This is a genomic window from Denitrificimonas caeni (assembly GCF_027498055.1).
In the GTDB taxonomy this organism is placed as follows: domain Bacteria; phylum Pseudomonadota; class Gammaproteobacteria; order Pseudomonadales; family Pseudomonadaceae; genus Denitrificimonas.
In genome coordinates, this window is the sequence record NZ_CP114976.1 from 2,031,216 (window position 1) to 2,052,584 (window position 21,369).

At 50.5% G+C, this 21,369-nt stretch carries 18 protein-coding genes; 2 read left to right on the top strand and 16 right to left on the bottom strand.

Annotated features, from left to right (window positions below; genetic code table 11):
• Positions 1-75: 75 nt before the first annotated feature.
• The 5 genes from O6P33_RS09600 to O6P33_RS09620 form a co-directional block, all read right to left on the bottom strand.
• Positions 76-357 (bottom strand): DUF503 domain-containing protein, encoded by a 282-nt coding sequence (locus O6P33_RS09600; protein ID WP_269817561.1) that lies wholly within the window; start codon positions 355-357, stop codon positions 76-78.
• A gap of 124 nt (positions 358-481) precedes the next feature.
• Entirely contained in the window at positions 482-1,081 is a 600-nt protein-coding gene (gene wrbA / locus O6P33_RS09605; RefSeq protein WP_269817562.1) for an NAD(P)H:quinone oxidoreductase, read from the bottom strand.
• A gap of 95 nt (positions 1,082-1,176) precedes the next feature.
• Positions 1,177-1,878, bottom strand: a complete 702-nt coding sequence (locus tag O6P33_RS09610) for a pirin family protein (protein ID WP_269817563.1) — start codon at positions 1,876-1,878, stop codon at positions 1,177-1,179.
• 41 nt (positions 1,879-1,919) lie between these two features.
• Complete coding sequence (locus O6P33_RS09615) at positions 1,920-2,879, bottom strand: quinone oxidoreductase family protein (protein ID WP_269817564.1); 960 nt, start codon at positions 2,877-2,879, stop codon at positions 1,920-1,922.
• A gap of 85 nt (positions 2,880-2,964) precedes the next feature.
• The gene (locus O6P33_RS09620; RefSeq protein WP_269817565.1) at positions 2,965-3,936 is read right to left on the bottom strand and encodes a glutathione S-transferase family protein; all 972 of its coding nucleotides are present in this window, start codon (positions 3,934-3,936) and stop codon (positions 2,965-2,967) included.
• Between the two features lie 521 nt (positions 3,937-4,457).
• On the opposite strand from O6P33_RS09620, the gene O6P33_RS09625 reads away from it, so the two are divergent.
• On the top strand, positions 4,458-5,522 hold the full coding sequence (locus O6P33_RS09625) for an endonuclease/exonuclease/phosphatase family protein (protein WP_269817566.1): 1,065 nt from the start codon (positions 4,458-4,460) through the stop codon (positions 5,520-5,522).
• Between the two features lie 71 nt (positions 5,523-5,593).
• Here O6P33_RS09625 and kch read toward each other — a convergent pair whose 3' ends face one another.
• A complete protein-coding gene (gene kch, locus O6P33_RS09630) occupies positions 5,594-6,832 on the bottom strand; it encodes a voltage-gated potassium channel protein (RefSeq protein WP_269817567.1) in 1,239 nt (412 codons plus the stop codon).
• A 241-nt stretch (positions 6,833-7,073) separates the two neighbouring features.
• On the opposite strand from kch, the gene O6P33_RS09635 reads away from it, so the two are divergent.
• Positions 7,074-8,006, top strand: a complete 933-nt coding sequence (locus O6P33_RS09635) for a LysR family transcriptional regulator (protein WP_269817568.1) — start codon at positions 7,074-7,076, stop codon at positions 8,004-8,006.
• Here the strand turns inward: O6P33_RS09635 and O6P33_RS09640 are convergent, their stop codons facing one another.
• The 10 genes from O6P33_RS09640 to O6P33_RS09685 all read right to left on the bottom strand — a co-directional run bounded on the left by O6P33_RS09640 (position 8,007) and on the right by O6P33_RS09685 (position 21,337).
• Positions 8,007-9,017, bottom strand: coding sequence for a zinc-dependent alcohol dehydrogenase family protein (locus O6P33_RS09640; protein WP_269817569.1), 1,011 nt, complete (start codon positions 9,015-9,017; stop codon positions 8,007-8,009).
• A gap of 210 nt (positions 9,018-9,227) precedes the next feature.
• Positions 9,228-9,848 (bottom strand): hypothetical protein, encoded by a 621-nt coding sequence (locus tag O6P33_RS09645; protein WP_269817570.1) that lies wholly within the window; start codon positions 9,846-9,848, stop codon positions 9,228-9,230.
• Positions 9,849-9,881: 33 nt separating this feature from the next.
• Positions 9,882-11,723: a putative nucleotidyltransferase substrate binding domain-containing protein gene (locus O6P33_RS09650; protein ID WP_269817571.1), complete on the bottom strand. Its 1,842-nt coding sequence runs from the start codon at positions 11,721-11,723 to the stop codon at positions 9,882-9,884.
• A 113-nt stretch (positions 11,724-11,836) separates the two neighbouring features.
• Positions 11,837-12,388 (bottom strand): sn-glycerol-3-phosphate transporter, encoded by a 552-nt coding sequence (locus O6P33_RS09655; protein ID WP_332880032.1) that lies wholly within the window; start codon positions 12,386-12,388, stop codon positions 11,837-11,839.
• A gap of 188 nt (positions 12,389-12,576) precedes the next feature.
• Positions 12,577-16,002, bottom strand: coding sequence for an exonuclease subunit SbcC (gene sbcC, locus O6P33_RS09660; protein WP_269817572.1), 3,426 nt, complete (start codon positions 16,000-16,002; stop codon positions 12,577-12,579).
• A complete protein-coding gene (sbcD, locus tag O6P33_RS09665; RefSeq protein ID WP_269817573.1) occupies positions 15,999-17,219 on the bottom strand; it encodes an exonuclease subunit SbcD in 1,221 nt (406 codons plus the stop codon). The genes sbcC and sbcD overlap by 4 nt, the downstream gene beginning before the upstream one ends.
• Before the next feature lie 112 nt (positions 17,220-17,331).
• Entirely contained in the window at positions 17,332-18,753 is a 1,422-nt protein-coding gene (locus O6P33_RS09670; RefSeq protein WP_269817574.1) for a dihydrolipoyl dehydrogenase, read from the bottom strand.
• 100 nt (positions 18,754-18,853) lie between these two features.
• Positions 18,854-20,050 (bottom strand): PqqD family protein, encoded by a 1,197-nt coding sequence (locus O6P33_RS09675; RefSeq protein ID WP_269817575.1) that lies wholly within the window; start codon positions 20,048-20,050, stop codon positions 18,854-18,856.
• A complete protein-coding gene (locus tag O6P33_RS09680; RefSeq protein ID WP_269817576.1) occupies positions 20,050-20,391 on the bottom strand; it encodes a hypothetical protein in 342 nt (113 codons plus the stop codon). Before O6P33_RS09680 ends, O6P33_RS09675 begins: the two co-directional genes overlap by 1 nt.
• Positions 20,392-20,662: 271 nt before the next feature.
• Positions 20,663-21,337: a thiopurine S-methyltransferase gene (locus O6P33_RS09685; protein ID WP_269817577.1), complete on the bottom strand. Its 675-nt coding sequence runs from the start codon at positions 21,335-21,337 to the stop codon at positions 20,663-20,665.
• Between the last annotated feature and the right edge of the window lie 32 nt (positions 21,338-21,369).

Genomic DNA, 21,369 nt, shown 5'->3' on the forward strand with positions numbered 1-21,369 from the left:
GCCATTCTAACTAAGTATGTAGGAAAAGCACCCGCGCCACTCAAGTAAGCGAAGCCCAGCTGAGCTGAAAGTGCACTATAAAAACTCGCGAACAACGTCCAGCACGCGTCCCTCTACCGTACGCTGCACCTTGTCTTCAATTTGGCTGCACAATGATTCAACCTCGCGTTTGCTACTGCCCACCACAACAAAAGACCACTCGCTAGCATCGTGCCGATTCAGCTCGCCACTCTCACACACCGCCACCGCTGGGTTACGCCCAAAGCGTTCATGCAAACCACCAACACGCTGACGTTTCTCCTTTAAAGAGCTGCAACCTGGCAAGGAAAAAGTAAAGGTTAAAATACCAATATGCATAGGTCACTCCTGAGCTATCAACATCTAAACAACTGTAAAAGCCCTTAAAGCAATCACAAAAAAGGCCATAAATCCCCTTCTATACTAGAGATTTATGGCCTAGGGTACAGCGCTTAGCTAGGGGTTACGCGTTCAGCTTAGCGGCAATCTGCGCCACATGCGCACCCTGATGACGAGCAATGGTTAACTCACGGGCATCCGGTTGGCGCGAGCCATCACCGCCAGCCAGGGTCGATGCACCATAAGGGGTGCCGCCACTGACCTGAGAAATATCAAACAGCTCTGGCGTGGTGTAACCGATTGGCACAATGATCATGCCGTGGTGAGCCAGTGTGGTCCACGTTGAGGTGATAGTCATCTCTTGGCCAGCACCGGTACCGGTTGAGGTAAAGACGCTGGCCACTTTACCGGCCAGCGCGCCTTTCGCCCACAGACCACCGGTCTGGTCAAAGAAGTTGCGCATTTGTCCGCTCATATTACCGAAGCGGGTTGGCGTACCAACGATAATGGCATCATAATCAGCTAGCTCTGCTGGTGTCGCCACTGCTGCCGCTTGATCGGTTTTACCACCGGCATTTTTAAAAATTTCCGCATCCATGGTTTCTGGTACACGTTTAATAGTGACCTCAACCCCAGTTACGCCACGGGCGCCTTCGGCTACGGCATTGGCCATGGTTTCGATATGGCCGTACATGGAATGGTATAAAACCAGTACTTTAGTCATTGTGTTTCCTCTTCAATAAAATTAATTGTGTCGCTATTTTTTCTAATCGAGGCGAACCACTCGCCTCAAACACTCTTGCAGATCAATAGCACTGCTTATGCCACATCCACTAGAACAATTTCGCTGTCTTGTTGAGCACTAACGGTTAGTAGTCGCTCATCGCTGACTGCCACACCGTCACCGGCCTTGGCGACCACGCCATTAATGTCAATTTGACCGCTGGCCGGTACTAAATACACTTTACGTCCTGGTGCAATGTGATATTCAGCACTTTGCCCAGCGGTTAAGGTGGCCGCCACCAAACGCGCACTGGCACGAATGGTTAAGGCATCTTCAGAATCGTTCGCTAAGCCACTGGCTAAGGTGATAAAAGAGCCGCTGCGCTCGCCCTTAGGAAAGGGTTTAGTGCCCCACGTCGGTGGCAAGCCTTTCTCATCGGGCATAATCCAGATCTGAAAAATCTGCGTACTTTCGTCTTCTTCATTCACCTCGCTGTGGGCAATGCCGGTGCCAGCGCTCATCACCTGCACATCCCCTGCGGCAGTACGGCCGCGGTTACCCAGATTGTCCTCATGGGTAATGGCACCTTTGCGCACATAAGTGATGATTTCCATATCGCGATGTGGGTGCGGTGGAAAGCCTGAACGTGCGGCAATGGTGTCATCATTCCACACCCTGAGTTGGCCCCAGTGCATCCGCTCAGGGTTGTAATAATCGGCGAAGGAGAAATGGTGGCGCGTATCCAGCCAACCATGATGAGCGCCGCCAAGCTCTTGATAAGGTCGTAGTTCAATCATTTTTGAGCCTCCTGTTAAAGATAATTCTGGTCAGCAGTCACTTAGGGAATCAGCACGATTTTTTCGGAAGCGCCGGCGCTCACCTGCTGGTAAGCCGCTACCGCATCCGCCAGTGGCAATTCAATAAAACCACTGGGCACTGCTAAGCCAGCGTCAAATGCCGCACCGATTTGCGTCAGCATTTGCGCGCAGTCCTCTAGGCTGTACAGCAGCGAGTTGATCCCAACAATGGAGCCGCCGCGGCGGTATAAATTTAAAGACGACAAACTGATCAAGCCATCCTTAGGTGCGGCAATAATTGCTACACGGCCAAAAGTATCGACACTATTGACTGCTGCTGCTAACCAAAAACCTGTGGTTTCAAAAATTACTTCGGGCGCTTGCTGCTGAAAATGTTCGCGCGCCTGCTCTGCTAGTTGCCCTTCTTCGCTGAGCTTAAACGCGGTGATGCCTTGCGCTTGCAAGCTCTGCACAACATCAGCACGGCGCACCGCCATAACCACTTTTGCACCGCGTGCTTGAGCTAAAACCTGCGCTGCTTTAGCCACAGCACCGGCACCGATAATTAACAAGCGAGTACCTGCTTTTACCTGACTGCGTTCAAGGGCATCCCAAGCGGTGATAAAGGGCACACCACAGGTGGCCGCCTGGGCAAAGCTGAGTGATTTGGGTAACGGTGCGACCGCATTGGCCGGCACCACCACATACTGGGCATGACAACCGTCTTGGTAAAAACCAAAGCCCTTACCCGTACCACCCCACACGGCTTGACCAAGCAATTCGTCTGGCCCCGCGACCACTACTCCAGCAAAGTCCCGTCCGGGAATACGCGGCGTGGTGGTGTAAGGAAATAAGCCCTGTACGTTTTTAATATCACTAGGATTAACCCCGGTCGCCCGCACCTCAACCAACACCTCGCCTGCCGCTGGTACTGGCTGAGGTAACTGGCGCAATTGCAGCGTATCGAGCGAACCGGTTGCAGTAAATTGTAAAGCTTGCATAAGCGTCCTCAAACACTGGGTGGCTGTGCCGCCACTGAGCAGCGCGTTATGTCTCTGCGCAGTGGCCCGACGGGTGGTGGAGCAATTATTTGCGTCCGTGCGGGCGCTCAAAATCTAACACTGGCCCTGCGGGCACGACACCGGTTGGGTTAATGGTGTCGTGGCTGCGGTAATAATGTTCTTTGATATGCGCCATGTTTACCGTTTGCGCCACACCCGGCCACTGGTAGAGTTCGCGCATATAACCTGCCAGATTCGGGTAATCCTCGATCTGCTTAAGATTGCATTTGAAATGCCCGTGGTAGACCGCATCAAAACGAATCAGCGTGGTAAATAAACGCCAGTCCGCTTCAGTGATCTGATCACCTAACAGATAACGATTGTTCGCTAAGCGATGTTCCAGCTCATCCAATGCTTCAAACAAGGGGAACACGGCCAGCTCGTAGGCTTTTTGGCTGGTGGCAAAACCCGCTTTGTAAACACCATTATTGATGTTGTCGTAGACATGCGCGTTGATGCTATCAATCTCGGCACGCAGCGCCTCTGGGTAATAATCGCCAGGTTTTGCGCCAACCTGGTCAAAAGCTGAGTTGAACATACGAATAATCTCAGACGATTCGTTGCTCACCATGACATTTTGCTGTTTATCCCACAGCACTGGGATGGTCACCCGACCACTGTATTTAGGGTCTGCGGTGGTATAAATCTGGTGCATATACTTGGCTTGAAACAACGGATCAGCAACGACGCCTGTATCTTCGATAAAGGTCCAGCCATGCTCACGCATATAAGGGTTGACCACTGACACTGAAATCATCGACTCCAGTCCTTTTAACGTACGCAAGATCAGCGTGCGATGCGCCCAAGGGCAAGCTAACGAAACGTATAAGTGATAACGCCCCGCCTCAGCCTTAAAGCCTGCTTCACCACTTGGTCCAGCGCTGCCATCAGCGGTGACCCAGTTGCGAAATTGTGACTCACTGCGCTCAAATTTACCGCCAGTGGAGTCAGTGTCATACCATTGGTCATGCCATTGACCGTCTACTAATACGCCCATAATGGAGCCTCCATATTTGTTTTTGTTTGGATGCGCGAGGGAAGCATTTTTCTTCTCACGTGCCTGTAATACATTTGATGATCTGCTACGCTTTAAAGTTCATTTATATAAAGTCGTATCAGTTCTGTTATTCGATGTAACTACCATAGTTGATTGGGTTGGCGAATAATAACGGAACGTTTTGATATAAAAGATCAAAATAATTGAACCAATACTTTTCTGCTCAAAACGAAACGCCTGCAGCCATAAGACAGGTAGTTCCCAACCGCTCGTGCTCTAGTTTCAGCAGCATACTTTGACCATAAAGCGCCAGCCCATGACAACGGGCATTAGCGCTACGGACTAAATGCGTTTAACACGCTCAGTGCTGCAAACAACCCCAAACAAGTAAATCCCAGCAATAAATAGGCTTAGACAGGTATACTGCTGCGTTTTTATAGCCACTTAACTTCAGCGCAGCTTCCCTTCTGCCCTCAAGGCAGCAATAAGTAACCCTTTTATCTTTAGGAAATATCTAAGCAGTGTTTTTTTTACGTTTTTTACCTCAGCAATACCGTGCATGCTTGTTAACTGTTTTTGTACTGTTTGGCACTCTTGGACCCACTGCTTACGCCTGCGCCAGTGACATTATTTTTGCCTCTTGGAACATTCAACACCTCGGGCATGGTGATCACAAGAAATACACAGGACTTGCAGCGATCGCCAGCAAGGTGGATTTAATCGCCATACAGGAAGTGATGACAAAAGAAGGTTTACTGCGCCTAAAGCAAGCGGTTGAAAGGCATACCGAAGAAGACTGGAGCTACCTTATTTCTCAGCCCGTGGGCTCAAAAAACTATAAAGAAATGTATGCCTTTTTGTGGCGTGATGCAGCCGTTGAAGTGGTGTATAGCCCTAAGTTTTACCCAGACCGTGGTAACAAATTTATTCGTGAGCCGTTCTCGGCAAAATTCAGGTCCAAGCATGACAATAGCGAGCTGGCAGTGGGTACAGTGCATATTTTATATGGGCAAAGTGTGCAGGACCGCACCCCAGAAATTCAGGCATTAGCTGATTATTGGCGCTGGATGCAGGCCACCTACCCCAACACCCCACTCGTGCTGGCCGGTGACTTTAATATGCCACCCACTCACGAATCGTGGAGCGCTTTAAAAAGATACGCCAAGCCTTTGATCACTGAGGGTGCTTCAACCCTTTCAGAAAAAAATGGCCAATATGCCAACCTGTACGACAACATTTGGGTGGAGCTTAATACAAACTTAACAATCGGCCAAGCTGGTATTATCTCATTTCCCAAAATGCTCAAGTTGAACCATAAAGACAGCCGCAAACACATGTCTGATCATGCACCTGTTTATATGACTCTAGGGGCTGCCAAGCTGGATGAAAGTGTTGTCACCGTCATAACCCCAGATACTTTTTTCTTGCTGCCAGACAGCCCAGAGGAAGTCTTCGGCTTGGCGTTTTCGATACTGATCGCCCTTTTTGCCATCTTCACAGCAAAAAACAAAAGCCGTCGACAAAAGCTGATGATGGCGTTTAAAGAAATACAAAAAACCCTCAAGAAAAACCAGCGCTTTAAATAATATGCAAAGCGGCTCAGGCCAAGTCGACAAGCCCTGACCTCAAACCGCACAAAATTAAAGTGCTAGCAGCACTAACTGCTCGACGAAGTCGATTTGGGCGGCGCCGCATGCTTGTCTAAAGGCAATAGCAACTGTGAGATCAGCTCATCGGTAATTGGCTCACCGGTGACTAAGCGTCCTAAGATTTCTGCGCCTAATGACTGCAGCGATAAAATCACGTCGGGATTCACCTGTTTGATTTTATTCAAATGAATCGATGAGTTCGCCAAAGCGACGGTGCGGGTTTGCTCACCACCTTCCTCGTGGGCAGCCAAGACGATAAAGGCATTCTCTGAATCATCAGCGCGCAAAGCCAAGATATAGGTGGAGAAAGCAGCATTAGCCTGGGCAAGCACCGCTGAGTCCGTAGCATCGCCAACAATAATATCAGTATCTGCTGGGTAATCATGCGCTACTTCAGGGGGTACAATCACTACGACATCATGATCGGCTTTGCGCAATACGCTGTAAACACTCTGTGCTAAAGGCGTGGCACCGGCAATAATTATATGATTCTTTTTCATCCGCTTTTTATCTTTCCCATTAACTAAATGCTTAATTCGCCCCTGTAAAATAGGCCCAATGACCGCACTGACCGAAGTGGCAAAAACAGTAATGCCTAAAATAATAATGGACGTGGTAAATAGCCGACTATCAGCTGTGCTGGGTACGATATCACCAAAGCCCACAGTAGACATGGCCACGATAGAAAAATAGAAAGCACTGCTAATATCAGTAATGGGCGGTGAGTACTCGAGCCCCATGTAAAGCGTGCCAAAGGTCGAGTACATCAGCAGTAGCGACACACCCAGCACCGCAAATAAAGAGCCAGAGACCACACTGGCCTGATTAAAGCGGCGACCATATAACACCAGTAAAATCACCAAGAACAGCAGGTAACTGTTGACGCTGGCTAAGCTGATAAAGCTCTGCCCATAAATTACGTCATAGAGCAAATTACACAACAGTAAAAATAAACTCATGAACCAAGCGGTACGGGCGCGCAAGGCTAAACCTATGGCGTTAATCACCAACCCCGCGCCGAGCATCAGCGCAAACAGTACGGCAATTAAAGTTGAATCTAAAAACTCATGGACATTTTGATCTTTGAGCCAGTCAGCCGATGGGGTTCTGAACAAGCGATACACCGCAGGCAATGTGGCCTTGAGCAAGACAAAACCATGGATTACCACTAGCGCGGCCAGCAACCAGTGCAACGGCAGCTTGGCATACCAGAGTTGTAGTTTTTTTAGAATGTGCCGAGTCCGCATGGTGATCATCACTTTAGAAGCCTATGGCATGTATTTTTGCAGCATGCCCTATAAATTAACAGCACTTAGCGCAACTAGACTCGCTATATGGCCAATTCGCAACAGTTACTCGCTCTTTACTGGGGGCAAAGCATGAGCGGCAAACACAACCAGTTTTACTGCTTTATCTGGCCATTGTACTGCAAAGACTAGCCCGTTAGTCTGGTAATTATTGGACCCCAGAGATCAGGAAAACTGAATTATGACCTTACTCATTACTTTAGATGCACTGCAAACCCTTGATGCCATCGAACGCCGGCAAAGCTTTGCTGCGGCAGCTGAAGAATTACACCGTGTTCCCTCGGCGGTGTCCTATACCATCAATAAGCTTGAAGAAGACTTAGGCGTTGAACTCTTTGATCGCAGCCGCCGCAAAGCTGAACTCACCGCCATTGGTCGCTTGGTCCTAGAGCAAGGCCGGCAAATTTTAACGGCGGCGCAAGAGTTGACTGCCCTAGCACGCCAAGCCGCAGATGGCTGGGAGGTCAAATTGCGCATTTGTATTGAAAGCGTACTCAGTTGCGATGCCATTTATGACTTAATTGAACAATTCCAGCGGATCCAACCTAAGACCGAAATACGCCTCAGCGAAGAAGTCCTCAGTGGTAGCTGGGACGCACTGATCGATGGCCGCTGCGACTTGGTAATTGGCGCCGAAGGCATGCCGCCAGCGCCCGGCTATGCCACCCACCCGTTAGGTCAGGTGTTATTTGAGTTCGCCGTTGCTGCTGATCACCCACTGACACATCTGCCCACACCGTTAGCCACCAGCGCCATCCAAGACCACCCCACTGTTATCGTCGCCGACAGCTCGCAGCGTTTACCCACTCGCTCAGCAGGATTACTAGACGGTCGTAGCCGCATCTATGTGCCCACTATCGAGCACAAAATTGCCGCGCAATGCAAAGGGCTGGGCGTTGGCTACTTGCCGCATCACCGCATTACCCAACAACTGGCACAAGGTCAGCTAGTGGTACTGCCTTTGGATGCCGCGCGACCGCCTGTAGATATTTCCGTGGCCTGGCAGCGCAGCAATAATGGCAAAGGGCTTAAATGGTTTGTCGAGCGCTTGCAGCGTATGCAGTTTGATCCAGAACAAGGCCAACTGGTTGAAAAAAACCTAGAACCGTTTTAATTAAAACTCCAGTACAATTTTACCAAAGTGCTGATTGGTTTCTTGGTAACGGAAAGCCTCAGCGAGTTGCTCCAGCGCGAAACTGCGATCAAGCACTGGACGCAAACCATTGGCATCAATGGCACGGATCATCGCTTGCTGATGCGCGCGACTGCCCACTAGCACACCTTGCAAACGCAGTTGACGGGCCAGCGCTTGCACCAATGGGAACTCACCCGACACACCGGTCAAAATGCCAATCACTGAAATATGGCCACCCACGCGGGCAGCAGTCATGGATTGCTGCAAAGTCGCAGGTCCACCCACCTCAACCACATGGTCAACACCTCTACCACTGGTAAGCTCGCGTACTGTTTCACCCCAATTAGGATCTTTACGGTAGTTGATCAAATGGTCTGCACCCAAAGCTTTGAGACGCGCCAGTTTTTCATCGCTGGATGAGGTGGCAATCACTTGAGCTCCGGCCAGCTTGGCAAATTGCAGGGCAAAAATAGACACTCCACCACTGCCTTGTACTAACACCGTATCACCTGGCTTAAGGGCATCATCAGCAAACAATGCGCGCCAAGCAGTTAAACCTGCAGTGGTTAAAGTCGCCGCTTCAGCGTGGCTGTAACCTTTAGGAGCATGGGTGAAGGAGGTAGCAGGAGCGGTGACTTGTTCCCGCGCATAGCCATCCACACCATCGCCTGGCACTGCGGCAAATCCTTCCTCTTCTGCTTCACCATCAAGCCAATTGGGGAAGAAGGTGCTGACCACATTATCGCCAACTGCAAATTCAGTCACGCCCTCGCCAACCGCAATCACCTCACCAGCGCCGTCTGCCATGGGTATCCGATCTTCTGTGGGTCCCCACATACCGCTCACCACAGCAAAATCATGGTAATTGAGTGAACTGGCATGAAGACGAACTTTAATTTCGCCACACTTAGGTGCGGCAGCTTCGCTGTTAGTGACGATTACACGGTCATACCCGCCGCCACTTTGTACGATAATAGTTTTATTGCTCATAATTTCTCCACTCGATGATCATTGCATCGATTTGCAAAATAACGATATGTATAAATAAGGTTGGATAACTTTGACTGCAGTTGCTGGGTGCGTTCAGCAATGGCTGTCTCGTCACGATGAGAATAGGCGCACTTCTCGACTCGGTGCGTTTGCACCAGCCCAGCACAGCTGTTCATGCCATGCTGGGCTGAGCTGTTCTTTGGCAATGCTTTAGTTAAGCGGCACTATACTCACTAGCGCAGGATCATCAGCATGCTCTAATAGAATCCGCCGTACCCGCTCTTGCCAGAGACGGCCAAATTCCAATTGCTGTTCAGGGGTTTCGCGATTTTGCACCACTGCCTGCATGCGCTCTCGCTGCGACTCAGCAGCAGGTATGCCATGGCCATCAAACTTAACCAAAACAGCTGCTCCTGTGTCCATTCGTTGAAAGCGAATCAGGCCATTATTTTCTACACCGTGCGCCGCAAAAGTCAGCAGCCCATTGCGGGCAAAACGTGGCCCAATACCTTTAAAGCCACCCTGCGCTGCGGCACCGGTAATCAGTGTCAATACCTGCGCGACCACACCGCTCGTGCCTGCCGTTTCTGGTTCAGGTAGGTGTACTTTAATCGCGCCACGCTCAGGTAGTGCATCGGGATACAGTGCAGTTAAAGCAGCGCGCGCAGTTAAAAAAGCCCCTGCCACAGTTGGGCAAGAATGCCCCGCCAGGCGTACCGCATCGACATAGTGATAATCCATTACGCCATCTGTGGCGCTGCCAAGCAGTTCGGCCAGTGGATCACGCAAACGAATCACTGGCGCTTGTTCGAAAAAATCTGGAAATGCCATAAGAATTCTCCTTACTGCAGCGTACTGCTGAGCTTAGAAGGTTAAGTGATAGCGCTGAATCAAGTATTTTTTAAAATCCCTTACCACCGCCAAGGAGTCACGCAACAGTTGACGCTCCAATGCGGTCAAGATTTTAATATTGACCTCATTGGGTACTTTATCAATTTCAGTAGGATCACCGCTGTGACGACTGATTTGCTGATGCAAACGGATTTGCACAAAATAGCTCAAAGCTTCTGACAAGTTATCCGCCAGCTCTTTTTGCAACACACCTTTCTCAACGAGCTGCTCAAGGCGCTTGAAAGTATTGGTCTCGGTGATTTTCGCTTCCAGAGCAATGCTGCGCACCCCATGCACAATGGGAAAGACTCCGGCTTTTTTAATATCTAGGCCTGTGCTGTTTTTCAGGCGTCCAAAGAACGTCAGTGGCGTATCAAAATGCAAGGCGGCTTTCGCGAAGTGGGAAAAGAAAATTTCATTGTCTTGAATACGGCGAAAGAAAATATTTCGCGCAACCTTAAACAACGCCACATTGCCAGCCACTGGCTTACTGTCACTGGCAATGGATAAATTCATCGTCGCCTCGCCTTCGTAACTCTTGCTCCAGCGTGTCAACTTGTCGGCCCACTGTTTTGTTGAGTTAATCCACTCAGGATTGGACACCATAATATTACCTGGGCACGGTGGGAAACCAAATGAAATCAGGGTCTCACTGAACTCTTTCATCACTTCGTGCATTTGCGGCCAATCTAAACCGTCCCGATAAATTAGACCATTATCTTGGTCGGTTTTCATGATTTGTTCGCCACGCCCTTCCGAGCCCATGACAATCAAACACACGTGAGGGTGCACCTCTAAAGGAACAATCAAATCAAATAACTTACTTAGAATACGGCTATTTAACGCAGCCAATAACTCCATGGTGAAGCGCGTTTTCACCCCAGTGGAAATTAAACCTTTAATCAGTTGGGTCAAGCCAAATGAGGCCTCGCGCAGTTCCGCAACGGTTTGCGCCCGCTCCACCCGCAAACCAATCACGTGCGAGTGACTGGAGAATTGGCTCAGTACATCCGTCAGCTCAATAATACCGAAGAGCTGACGCTTCTCACCCATTACCACCACCCGCTCAATTTGCTGTTGCGTCATAATAATCAACGCATTGAACAAGTAGTCGTCGGGGCTGATACGAATTAAACGGTAACTGGCAATGCGTGAAACATGAGTATCTAAAGGCAATCGCTCAATAATCACTGCATCCAGCAAGTCGGTACCGGTCACCATGCCATAGCGGTTACCTTTTTTTGCCAGCAAGCAATCTGCTTTCTGCTCACGCATCAAGCGTGTGGCCTCAGCAATGGTCGTGCCTTCTTCAACAATGAGCGGCGCACGGATAGCGCTATCCGCGATGCGCGCCAACATAAACTCAGCCATATCTTGATTGGGCGCATGCTGGGCAATAATTTCACGCTTAGCGGTGAGGTTTTGTTGAAAGTAATCAGCAAACAGCGAGTTGCTATCTACTAATTCGAGCAGGGTTTGCGTTGGAATCAAATGGCAAACCGTGGCTTCCACCGCAACGAAATTATGAATCGCCTTGCCGTTAAACACTGACCAGCTGCCAAAGTACTCGCCAGCCTCATAATGCATAAAAGCCGCATGCTGCTCAATTAATTGCGTACTGGGCTGCGTCTTGCATTCACTTTCAGCAACACGCCCTTGGTACACCACAAACACGCCTTGAGCGACATCACCGGCGGCGAGCAAAACATCTAAAGGCTGATATTCTTTGCGCTGCACAGTGCTGAGCAGCAGCTTTTTTTCATCTTCAGTGAGAAAACCAAAAGGCAGTTGATTAACGTTGAAAGTGTTCGGCATGACTGCAACTCCTGTTGCGTGATCAAAATCAAGTTTTGCTTTAGCCTGCCGCTGAAAACTTTAAAACGCTATGCGCATTTAGATGTAGGCAGGCCGTATTAACCTTCTAAATTTTACAGTTCCAAACCAATATTAATCATAGTAGCTGCTCCACCCAACAAAACCACTTCAGCAGCGACATGGCGGTACTTAAGCCCCAACGAGGGTACTATTGCAGGGGCAATTTCAAAGCGGTTAAAAGGAATTTTATCGCGGTACTCGCCCTTGTAACCGTAGATCAAGCCAGCTGTGAGTTTGCCGTAAAACGGTGTGCCGTCAAAATCATAGCGCTTACCCACATAGCCATAATAAGAACGCTTATGATAAGAGTGTAAAAAAGTTGCGCCGCCCATTAAATAGCTGTTTTCTGTGTGGCGCTCTAAACCAATCAATTCTTGATTATTATTGTGCTCTGATTTAGGCCGAAAGTGTTTGGTATAGACACTGGTCTGCACATACCAGAAAGGTTTTGCTGGCACCGGCTTGATCAAGTCGTAAAACACCGACGAGCGCACCATCGCATGCTCACTGCTACTGCCATCTATTTCTTCGGTTTGCGCCAGCGATGTCTGCAGTGCAATGGCGCAAGATAAAAACAAGGCTGTTTTTACCGCAATCAAATTCATTATGTGTTTGGTAACCGTTCTATTTTAGCTGTGAACGCTAAGGAAAATTAGCGCGAGATATTAACACAGACGTACTTACTCGTACTTAGCAGAATCAGGGTAAAAGCAACCCTCATCCAGACTGAACGCCGTCTGCATTCCAATCGTTTGCCATGGCCTACCCCAGGGTGGAGCAGGCCAGCCAAGGTTTAGTTCACTCGATAGCACTCATCCAAACTGCTGTAGCCCATACCCGCACCTTTGCGCACCTTGATTTGTACGGGAATACGCTCTTTCAGCGCCTCTACGTGGCTGATAATGCCAATGGTTTTGCCTTCGGCGTTGAGGTTATCTAAAGTCAGCAAAGCCATTTCTAGGGTTTCATTGTCTAAAGTGCCAAAACCCTCATCTAAAAACAGCGAGTCAATACGGGTCTTTTGGCTGACCAGCTCAGACAAAGCCAGCGCCAGCGCCAAGCTGACCAAGAAGCTTTCACCGCCAGACAAAGTGCGGGTATCGCGCTGGGTATCGCCCTGCCAAGTATCAATAATTTCGATTTCCAACTCGCCTTGCTCGCGGCGACTGAGCTGGTAACGGTTATGCAACACCGCCAACTGTTGGTTGGCCAAACTGACCAGATGATCCAGGGTTAAGCCTTGCACAAACTTTCTATATTTGCTGCCATCCGCTGAGCCGATCAAACTATTCAATTGCTGCCAGTGATCATAGCGTTGCCTTTGTTGCTCAATGCTGTGCAGTAAGTTTTTCTGAGCTTCGCGATTATCCGCATCGCTCTTGAGGCGGTGCTCTAAGGTGCCTAGTTGACGATTAAGCTCACTCAACTGAGACTCCAACGCAGTGCGTTGCTCAGCCAAGTCTGCGCTGGACAGCTGTGTTTGCGGCGCACTATTGAGCAACTCTATCTGGGCGCTGGCAGCAACTAATAAGGTTCTGGCATCGTGCAGCTGAGTATCCAGCTCCTGCTTCAGGCTGTGTAACTGCTGCGCGTGTTGCTCAGGTAACAAAGCCTGCAAAAACGCTTGTTCATCGGCAAACTCACTCTGCGCTAAACGTGCCTGCCACTCGGTTTGCAGGGTTAGATAACTGGTCTGCGCCTCTTTTAAGCGCTCAGTTAAAGTCTGTACCTGCCCGTGCAGCTGAGCCAGCTGACTTTCGCTGCGTTGCAACTGTGCATGACTGGCCGCGAGCGCTTGTGCGATATCACTACTGACTGCAGGTGGCTGGCCTGGGCTGATATTTAGCGCTTGCCAATGACTGTGTGCTGCTTGCTGTTCTTTCTCAGCGCTGCGCAGCTCAGCCTGTAGCGCGTTAATCTTAAGAGTAAATTCTTTAAGCTGAGTTTCTCCATGCTGCCACTGCTGCGCTTCTTGCTCACGGGCTTGCAGCCACTGCGCAGAATCCTGTGGCACGCTGTAGCCTAAAGCCTTGAGCTGCTGCTCGAGCTGCTCTTGCTGCTCTTGCCACTCGTCTTGCAGTGCAGCGCTGCGCTTGATTAAGTCTGCCTCTTGCTGCTGTTGCAGCTTGAGATTGCTGTCTACAGTGCTGATCTGCTGCTGCAATTCACGCAGTGCTTGCTCAGCCTGACGGTACTGCTGCTCGCTGCCAGCCAAATTTTCTTGGGCTTGGGCAATGGCATTGAGACGCTGCTGACAATCAGCCATGCGCTGCTTAAAGTCGGCCATAGCGCTATTAAAATCAGCTTCTGCAAGATTAGCTGCTAAATCCAACGCAGATAAATTGCGCTCTTTTTCAGCGAGAATAGTCTGCAATTCCAGCTCATCAGCGGCTTGTTGCTTAAGCAGTTGCGCCTGCTCACTACTGAGTTTGGCTAATTGCTCGGCACAAGCGACGCCTTGCTCCCTTAGTTGTTCTCGCTCCGCTTGCTTGGCAGCTAGAGCCTGCTCAGTGTGCGATACATCCAAAGCTTGGTAAGCACTGACAGCCGGATGCTCTAAGGCGCCACACAGCGGGCACGGCTCATCGGCCTGCAGTTGGGCACGGTAGGCTTCCAAGCCAGCAATACGGCGCTCTTGTGCCAGCAGTTGTTCTTTATCTTTGACTTGCTCATTTAAGCTTTTATAGGCCGCGCGCAAATTGTCGCGCAATGTTTCTTGCTCAGTTATATGCCCGCTCAGCACCCGCACATGTTCTGCACGCTCAGCCAGCGCTGTTTGTTTAGCCCGTTCGCTGCTATAGCCTTGCAACAGCCACTGGTAATACTGGCTGTGCCCATGCAACTGACTCAGCTGTTCTTGCCAAGCACTGACAGTTCGCTGTTCAAGCACCTGCTCTAATGCCTGTTGCTGGGTTTGCCAAGCCTGTTCGAGGGGCTTGAGCGCTTGCTCTTGCTGCTGATAAATCTCGTGTTGTTTGGCTAAATCAGCGCTGAATTTAGCGATAGCTGCAGTTAGTTTGTGCTGCTCAGTGTGACTGTTATTAATTGCCAACTGTTGTCGACTCAACAAAGCAAAGCCATTGCGCCAAGCACTGAGATGCTGCGCCAGTTGGCCATGCTGCGCATTGAGTTGACGTTGGGCAAGCAGTTGCTGCTCGGCCGCTTGCACGGACTGTAGTTGTTCGCTGACCTGCTGCACAGCTTGCTCGGCATACTGATAGCGCTGCCACGAGCATTGCTCGACCTCTTGCTGAGCTGCCCGTTGTTTTTCCTGGGCACGATCCAACTGCTGCTGACTGTGCTGCGCTGCCTGTTCAGCTGCTAGCAAGGCTTTATAGTCCGGCTGTAACAAGGCCGCTGGGGCGTGTTCAGCCAAGCGTTGTAAATCAGCGCTATGATCCTGCTGCTTGGCTTCAGCACTGTGCAGCTGTAATTGGGCTTGGCTTTGATTGGCTTGGGCTTGATCGAGGCTGCTGCGCCATTGTTGTTGCTGGTGTAAGTCTTCTTGCTGCTGCTTTAGGGCCTTGGCTTGTTGCTCGGCAGCACTTAGCTGGGCTTGCGTGTAGCTGAGTTCTTCCGCGCTGAGCAGCTGTAAACCTTCAGCACGGCTGCTTAAGGTTTCTAATCGATGACGCTGCTCTTTTTGCGTGTCATACACCTGCTTAGAAATATCACCGTAAATTTCAGTACCGGTCAGCTGCTCTAATAAGCCGGCACGGTCATTGGCATTGGCTTCTAAAAATGCAGCAAAACCGCCCTGCGCCAGCATCATCGATTGGGTAAAACGCTGAAAATCCAAACCGGTTAAACGCTCGACTTCTTTAGGCTTTTCGCTGAGCTTGTCGGTGATAATACGGCCATCTAAATGCGCCAGCTCAGTTTTCGCATCTTGCAGCGCACCATCGGCTTTATCACGGGCGCGGCGCTGACTCCAAAAGGCGCGGTAACCCTGATCTTTTACGGCAAACTCCACTTCCACCAAGCAATCGGCGGTATGCCGGGTCATCAATTCGTTACTGTTTTTGGAAATACTGCTCATGCGCGGCGTGCGGCTGTACAACGCTAAGCAAATGGCATCGAGCAAAGTGGTTTTACCCGCGCCAGTGGGGCCAGTAATGGCAAACAGACTGCTGCCGTTAAAGGGCTCTTGAGTGAAGTCAATTTTCCACTCGCCTTTCAGGGCGTTGATATTTTTTAAGCGAATGCTGAGGATTTTCATAGGTCAGTCTCCTGCAAAGCCTCTAACACTTGCCCATGCAGGCCAGTTAATACCTTAACCTCATCTGTGCTTAGCTCTTCATTCTCTAAGCGCTTGGCAAACACCTCATTGGGGCTCAGCTCGGCCAGCACTTCGCCAGAATCACCGGTTAATCCCGCCACTTTGTTGCCGCGTAAACGCCGCACGCGCAAAACCTCCACCGGTAACTCAGCACAGAGCGCGGTCACCCGCTCATCTAGGTCAGCGTAATAATCATCCACTTCCACTTGAATCTCTAGCCAGGCCACAGCTGTTGAATCAAGCTCTCCTGCCAACGCTGCAAACTGTTGTTCTAATTCAGCCAAGCTGCCTTTTAACGAGATCAGACGTTGAAAGCACGGAATTTCAATCACTTGCACAGCCTGCAATCCGGTGCTGTCTAAATCAATTTGCAGCAATTCTTTTTGCTGCTTGGACTCATCAAAACTCAAGGCGATGGGCGAGCCGCTGTAACGGATATGCTCCAGTCCCGCGACCTTTTGTGGGCGATGAATATGCCCGAGAGCCAAATAATCAAAGGCAGGAAAGGCATCGGTTGGGAAAGCAGTCAAACTGCCCACATAAATCTCGCGCACTGACTCAGTTAAGCTCACGCCTACAGTGGTTAAGTGCCCAGTGCCAATAATGGGTACCTTGACACCCAGCTCAGCACACTTGGCCTCTGCACGGGCATGCAGCTGGGCATAGTGCTCGGCAATCGCCTGCTGCAAGTCGCTTTGTTTATCGTCAGCACTTTGCCCGGCTTGGCTGCGCTGAATATCCCGCGGTCGCAGAAAAGGAATGGCGCAGACAATGGCCCCAACGTCGCCATTGCGCTGGGTTAACAACAGCACTTGCTCATCCGGCTCAGCGCCGACAGTGGCAATCACCTGGGTATTGAGTTTGCCCAGCAAGCCTTTGCTTTCATTGAGCATCGCCACTGAATCATGGTTGCCGGCCACAATCACTAACTGGCAGCCAGTGCCATGCATTTGCACAATAAAATCGTTGTATTGCTCACGGGCGTAACTGGGCGGTGTGCCGGTATCGAAAATATCCCCAGCAATAATCAAGGCATCTGCTTGTTGATCCTGCACAGTTTGCACCAGCCAATCACACCATGCGCGGTGCTCAGCCTGCCGGGTTTTACCCATAAAGTGCTGGCCTAGATGCCAATCTGAGGTATGTAAAATGCGCATGACGGTGCGTCCTTGTGCTGTGTATTGATTGTTTAAAAGTCATAAAAAAGCCCGCGGCTGGCCGCACTGTCTTAAACAGCTGCGACCAACAACGGGCCCATAGTGTAGACGATTATGCGTCGGCTAAAACCAAGCCAAAGGGTAATCCGGACGCTTCAGGGATTTTTCGGGCAATATCTTGCGCGGCAGCTTGAACAATTTCCTCCACAACCGGGTGGTAAAATGCCAGCTGCAAAAGACTGTGGGCGGTTTCTCCACGCTCAATGGCCAAAGCCAATAATTGCGCCACATGCTCAGCGCGCACCCCCACCATACTGGCGCCTAAGAGTTTGCCGCTGTGCTTATTGGCATACAGGCGCAACACGCCCTCGCGATCACTGATCACGCGACTGCGGCCATTGGCTTGGCTGCTCGCCGTGCCAATCAAAATATCATCCTGATTAAGCTCGTCGAAACGCGCACCAACACTGATCACATCGGGGTTAGTAAAAGCAATCGCCAAGGAAGTTTTGCGTTTAAAGGCCAGCGGCGTCTCTTGTGCGCTGTTATAGCCTGCCATCGCACCTTCATCCGCTGCTTCGTGCATCAATGGGCGGTAAGCATTGCTATCACCAACAATAAACACTGGATGATCACCGACTTGCAGGGTATTGGGATTAAACAGCGGATTACCACGCTCATCCAACTCAAAGCCCGCTTCAGCTAAGTTCAGCTGATCGGTATTGGGGCGGCGACCTAAGGCCACCAGCACTTTATCCACCTGCACTTGTTTGCCACCGGCTTTAAGCAGTACGCCTGTATCTGCTTTAGCCAGTTCAGCAGGTGCACCTAAGTACAGTTGCATCTCTTTAGCAAACTCTGCCAAGGCCACCTTACTGACTTCTGGATCGCTGATACCGCCCACGGTCTCGGCCATATCCGCACCGTGCACTTCAACACCTAAACGCGCCAAGGCTAAGCCCATCTCTAAACCAATCGCCCCTAAGCCAAGGATACCAATGGATTGAGGCAGTTCTTGCATCTCAAAGAACTCATCAGTGGTGATGCAGTGTTCAGCAAAGGGCTGTAAAAACCCTGGCATGACAGGACGTGAACCCGCTGCGATGATGACAGACTTGGCCTTAACCTTCTGAATACCCGACTCGCTTTCAACTTCTAGCAAAGTGGGCTCTAAGAAGCGTGCGCGCCCCATCAATAAATGTTCACCAGCCGCTTTGATCGCATTATTGGCAGCACCACCGGCAAAGCGATCACGCTGTTCGCGCAATGCTTGCCACGCCACCGCGCCATCTAAACGCAAATGCTCTGCCCCACTGATGCCGTAACGCTCAAACTCTTTTTGCGCATTCCAGTATTCAGCAATATGCAGTGCCACTTTAGAGGGCATACAGCCCACTCGAGCACAGGTGGTACCCAATGGACCACTGTCAATTAAAACAAAGCTTTGCTTGCTGCGACGCACTTCACGCAGGGCGTACATGCCACCCGTTCCGGCACCGATAATCGCGACATCAACATTGAGTTGCTTAGTCATCTAAACCTCCACTTACGAACATTAGCCTTACGCTAGCACATAAGGGTGTGCCGGCCAGTAGAAACACAATACTTTACTATAAAGTATCAGAAGATGACCGCTACTGCTCAATAATCAATCCAGCGTCAGCTAAGGCATTTAACAACACAGCAATATCCTGACTGACTGCAGCCCTGGGTGCGTTGAAATAAGCCGCAATCACATCACTTAGCGCATCACCAGAGACTGGCTCTTGCTGCAACAGCTGCCAAGCAATCTTAGCGCTGGCATTGAGGCGGTGAAGCACGCCGCTGGCAGGATGAATCAAAAACAATTCTTCGCCAAGCGGGTAAACACTCACGCCACTGGCCGCGCGCCAAACATTGCCTAGAGCACACTCTGCTGCACCTTCTGCACGGGCCACAGGATGATCCAGTAGGCTGGCTGTGCGGTGCTTGTGTAACTGTGGGTTGTCTATCGCTTGAGCTAAATACCGGGCACCCGCCAAGGGCTCGGAGTAACGTAACAACAGACAAGGAATACGCTGTATTAAGGGCAAAAGGCGCGCAAATAACGCCGCACTGGGTGTATCGCTGTCAGCAAAGTTCTGCCCAAGTAACTGCAGTAAACCTTCGCCCGGCGCTAACTCAATCAGTTCGGGTGCAGTAATCTGTGCACCGCGTTCAAGTAAAACAATGGCACCAATTGGACTGCTGTCATTGTAGCGCGCAAGAGCGTTCTCGGCAGGAATCACAAAGCGATAGCACTCATCCTCAGGGCCGGCGTGGCGCTCAACATAGTCGACAAACTCGGAAGAAAAACTGCTCGGTAATGGCATGCGCAAACGTGGGGCCACGCCCATGGCGACGCCTGCACCGGCCTCAGTTAAACCCAGCACGTCATCGCCAAAGACGCGATAGCCGGCTGCAGCAAAGGCCGCAGTTAAAGTGCTTTTACCGGCTTTACTGCTTTCAGGAAAGATAACCAACTGGCCGTTAATTTCGACACTGCCACAGTGCAGGCCCAATAATGCCGGCTCTGCATCTAAACGCCGACCAATTAACTCGCCAACTAAACTGCAGGCCACCGCGGCCGATGAGGGTAAATCAAACTCTTCTGGGTCGTCTCGCCAGCCTTGCCATAAACCTTGTTCATCACGATAAATATACATGTCCGGTGCTGGTCCTGCCGCGGGCTGCACAGTGAGCGGCCAACCGGGCATGGCTTGACTCAGCGCAGCAATGGCATCCGCTGCATTTTCAACACGGACACAGCGACCTATTATCGGCAAGCTAAGGTCGAACGCTGAGTTAGGCATTAGCGTCTTGGCGGTCCAAGAATGACATCTTCAAGAATCAACACCGGATCCTCCGAGTACTCACGAATCCGGCTGCGACGGCGACCATCATAGCCACTGGCACGCGAGTAACTGCCGCGGTAATAACTACCACGGTTATAACTGCCACGTTTTTTACGTCCTTCATGCCAGCCCCGCGCCTCAGCTTCGCCAACACTGAATAAGGTCGGCGCTACATAGGCGCTAGCAATGCCAACACCAAGCATGGTTAAGAGACGGCGGCGCTGCGGGCAAGGTTGTTCAGTGGCTGATACCTCAACGTCTAATGCTTTACTTTCTGTTTGATTATCATGATTGGTCATCTATGACTCCAAATTATCGAGCTGTGCGCAGCAACATCGATAACATTGCGCTGGCACTTCTTAACTAGGGATTCTAGCTGCGCTCACCTGTCTACTGTATTAACAACAAACCATTAGCCCAATAGAGACAGCAGCAAAGTACGCGGGTTCCAACGCCCGCTACCAGGCTTTGCCGGCTATATCAGTAGCGAGCCAATCAGCTCAATCAGTCATCAGCAATCAATAATTTAGCTGCATCAACGCACCAGCAAACTGTATGTGCGCTGCCGCCTTACTGCGCAGCTGGCAAACTGCGGCAACGCACACAATAGACATAATCAAACATACGGGTAATGCCCACGGCTTTAAAGCGCCACTCTTCTTCAAGGATATCGCGCTCTGCGCTGCATTCCAGGGCAAAAGTATCCCCTAACAGCTGCTTAACCTGCTCCGGTGGCACCGCAAACGGTGGTCCTTTCATCTGTTCCTGGGGGTAATCCACCGTTAATAACAAACCCTTACAACCGCGCGGCATAATTTTACTGAGGTGCTCTGCATACTGTTTACGCAAATCATCTGGTAAAGCGATCAAAGCAGCACGGTCATAAAACCCAGTAAAACCGGCTAAGTCATGCGCAGTTAAATTGAAAAAATCACCGTGTAAAATAGTAATGGCACCTGCGCTGTATGCGGTAAAAGGCCCTTGCTGACGAATGTTTGGGGTCAGCTCTTGCTCAACAAAAAAATCAGTCACCGCCTTTTCAATCAGCTCAACGCCTAACACACTGTGCCCTTGTGCGGCCAACCAGCATAAATCAACGCTTTTACCGCACAGCGGCACAAAAACTTTACTATTGGCTGCAAGCGCTAAACGCGGCCAATAGGCTGCTAAGTCTGGGTTGACAATATTTCGATGAAAACCAATCTGATCGCGTTGCCAGCGGGTCTGCCAAAAACCTTCTTCCATTATTTTGTCCCTATTATAGAGGTTGCCTCAGG

Bases quoted from the DNA above. Each gene is read 5' to 3' on its own strand.
- O6P33_RS09650 (WP_269817571.1), bottom strand. From the start codon at position 11,723: ATGCCGAACACTTTCAACGTTAATCAACTGCCTTTTGGTTTTCTCACT.
- O6P33_RS09645 (WP_269817570.1), bottom strand. From the start codon at position 9,848: ATGGCATTTCCAGATTTTTTCGAACAAGCGCCAGTGATTCGTTTGCGT.
- O6P33_RS09610 (WP_269817563.1), bottom strand. From the start codon at position 1,878: ATGATTGAACTACGACCTTATCAAGAGCTTGGCGGCGCTCATCATGGT.
- O6P33_RS09685 (WP_269817577.1), bottom strand. From the start codon at position 21,337: ATGGAAGAAGGTTTTTGGCAGACCCGCTGGCAACGCGATCAGATTGGT.
- O6P33_RS09620 (WP_269817565.1), bottom strand. From the start codon at position 3,936: ATGGGCGTATTAGTAGACGGTCAATGGCATGACCAATGGTATGACACT.
- O6P33_RS09635 (WP_269817568.1), top strand. From the start codon at position 7,074: ATGACCTTACTCATTACTTTAGATGCACTGCAAACCCTTGATGCCATC.
- sbcD (WP_269817573.1), bottom strand. From the start codon at position 17,219: ATGCGCATTTTACATACCTCAGATTGGCATCTAGGCCAGCACTTTATG.
- O6P33_RS09655 (WP_332880032.1), bottom strand. From the start codon at position 12,388: ATGAATTTGATTGCGGTAAAAACAGCCTTGTTTTTATCTTGCGCCATT.
- O6P33_RS09615 (WP_269817564.1), bottom strand. From the start codon at position 2,879: ATGCAAGCTTTACAATTTACTGCAACCGGTTCGCTCGATACGCTGCAA.
- O6P33_RS09680 (WP_269817576.1), bottom strand. From the start codon at position 20,391: ATGACCAATCATGATAATCAAACAGAAAGTAAAGCATTAGACGTTGAG.
- wrbA (WP_269817562.1), bottom strand. From the start codon at position 1,081: ATGACTAAAGTACTGGTTTTATACCATTCCATGTACGGCCATATCGAA.
- sbcC (WP_269817572.1), bottom strand. From the start codon at position 16,002: ATGAAAATCCTCAGCATTCGCTTAAAAAATATCAACGCCCTGAAAGGC.
- O6P33_RS09600 (WP_269817561.1), bottom strand. From the start codon at position 357: ATGCATATTGGTATTTTAACCTTTACTTTTTCCTTGCCAGGTTGCAGC.
- O6P33_RS09675 (WP_269817575.1), bottom strand. From the start codon at position 20,050: ATGCCTAACTCAGCGTTCGACCTTAGCTTGCCGATAATAGGTCGCTGT.
- O6P33_RS09640 (WP_269817569.1), bottom strand. From the start codon at position 9,017: ATGAGCAATAAAACTATTATCGTACAAAGTGGCGGCGGGTATGACCGT.
- O6P33_RS09670 (WP_269817574.1), bottom strand. From the start codon at position 18,753: ATGACTAAGCAACTCAATGTTGATGTCGCGATTATCGGTGCCGGAACG.
- kch (WP_269817567.1), bottom strand. From the start codon at position 6,832: ATGCGGACTCGGCACATTCTAAAAAAACTACAACTCTGGTATGCCAAG.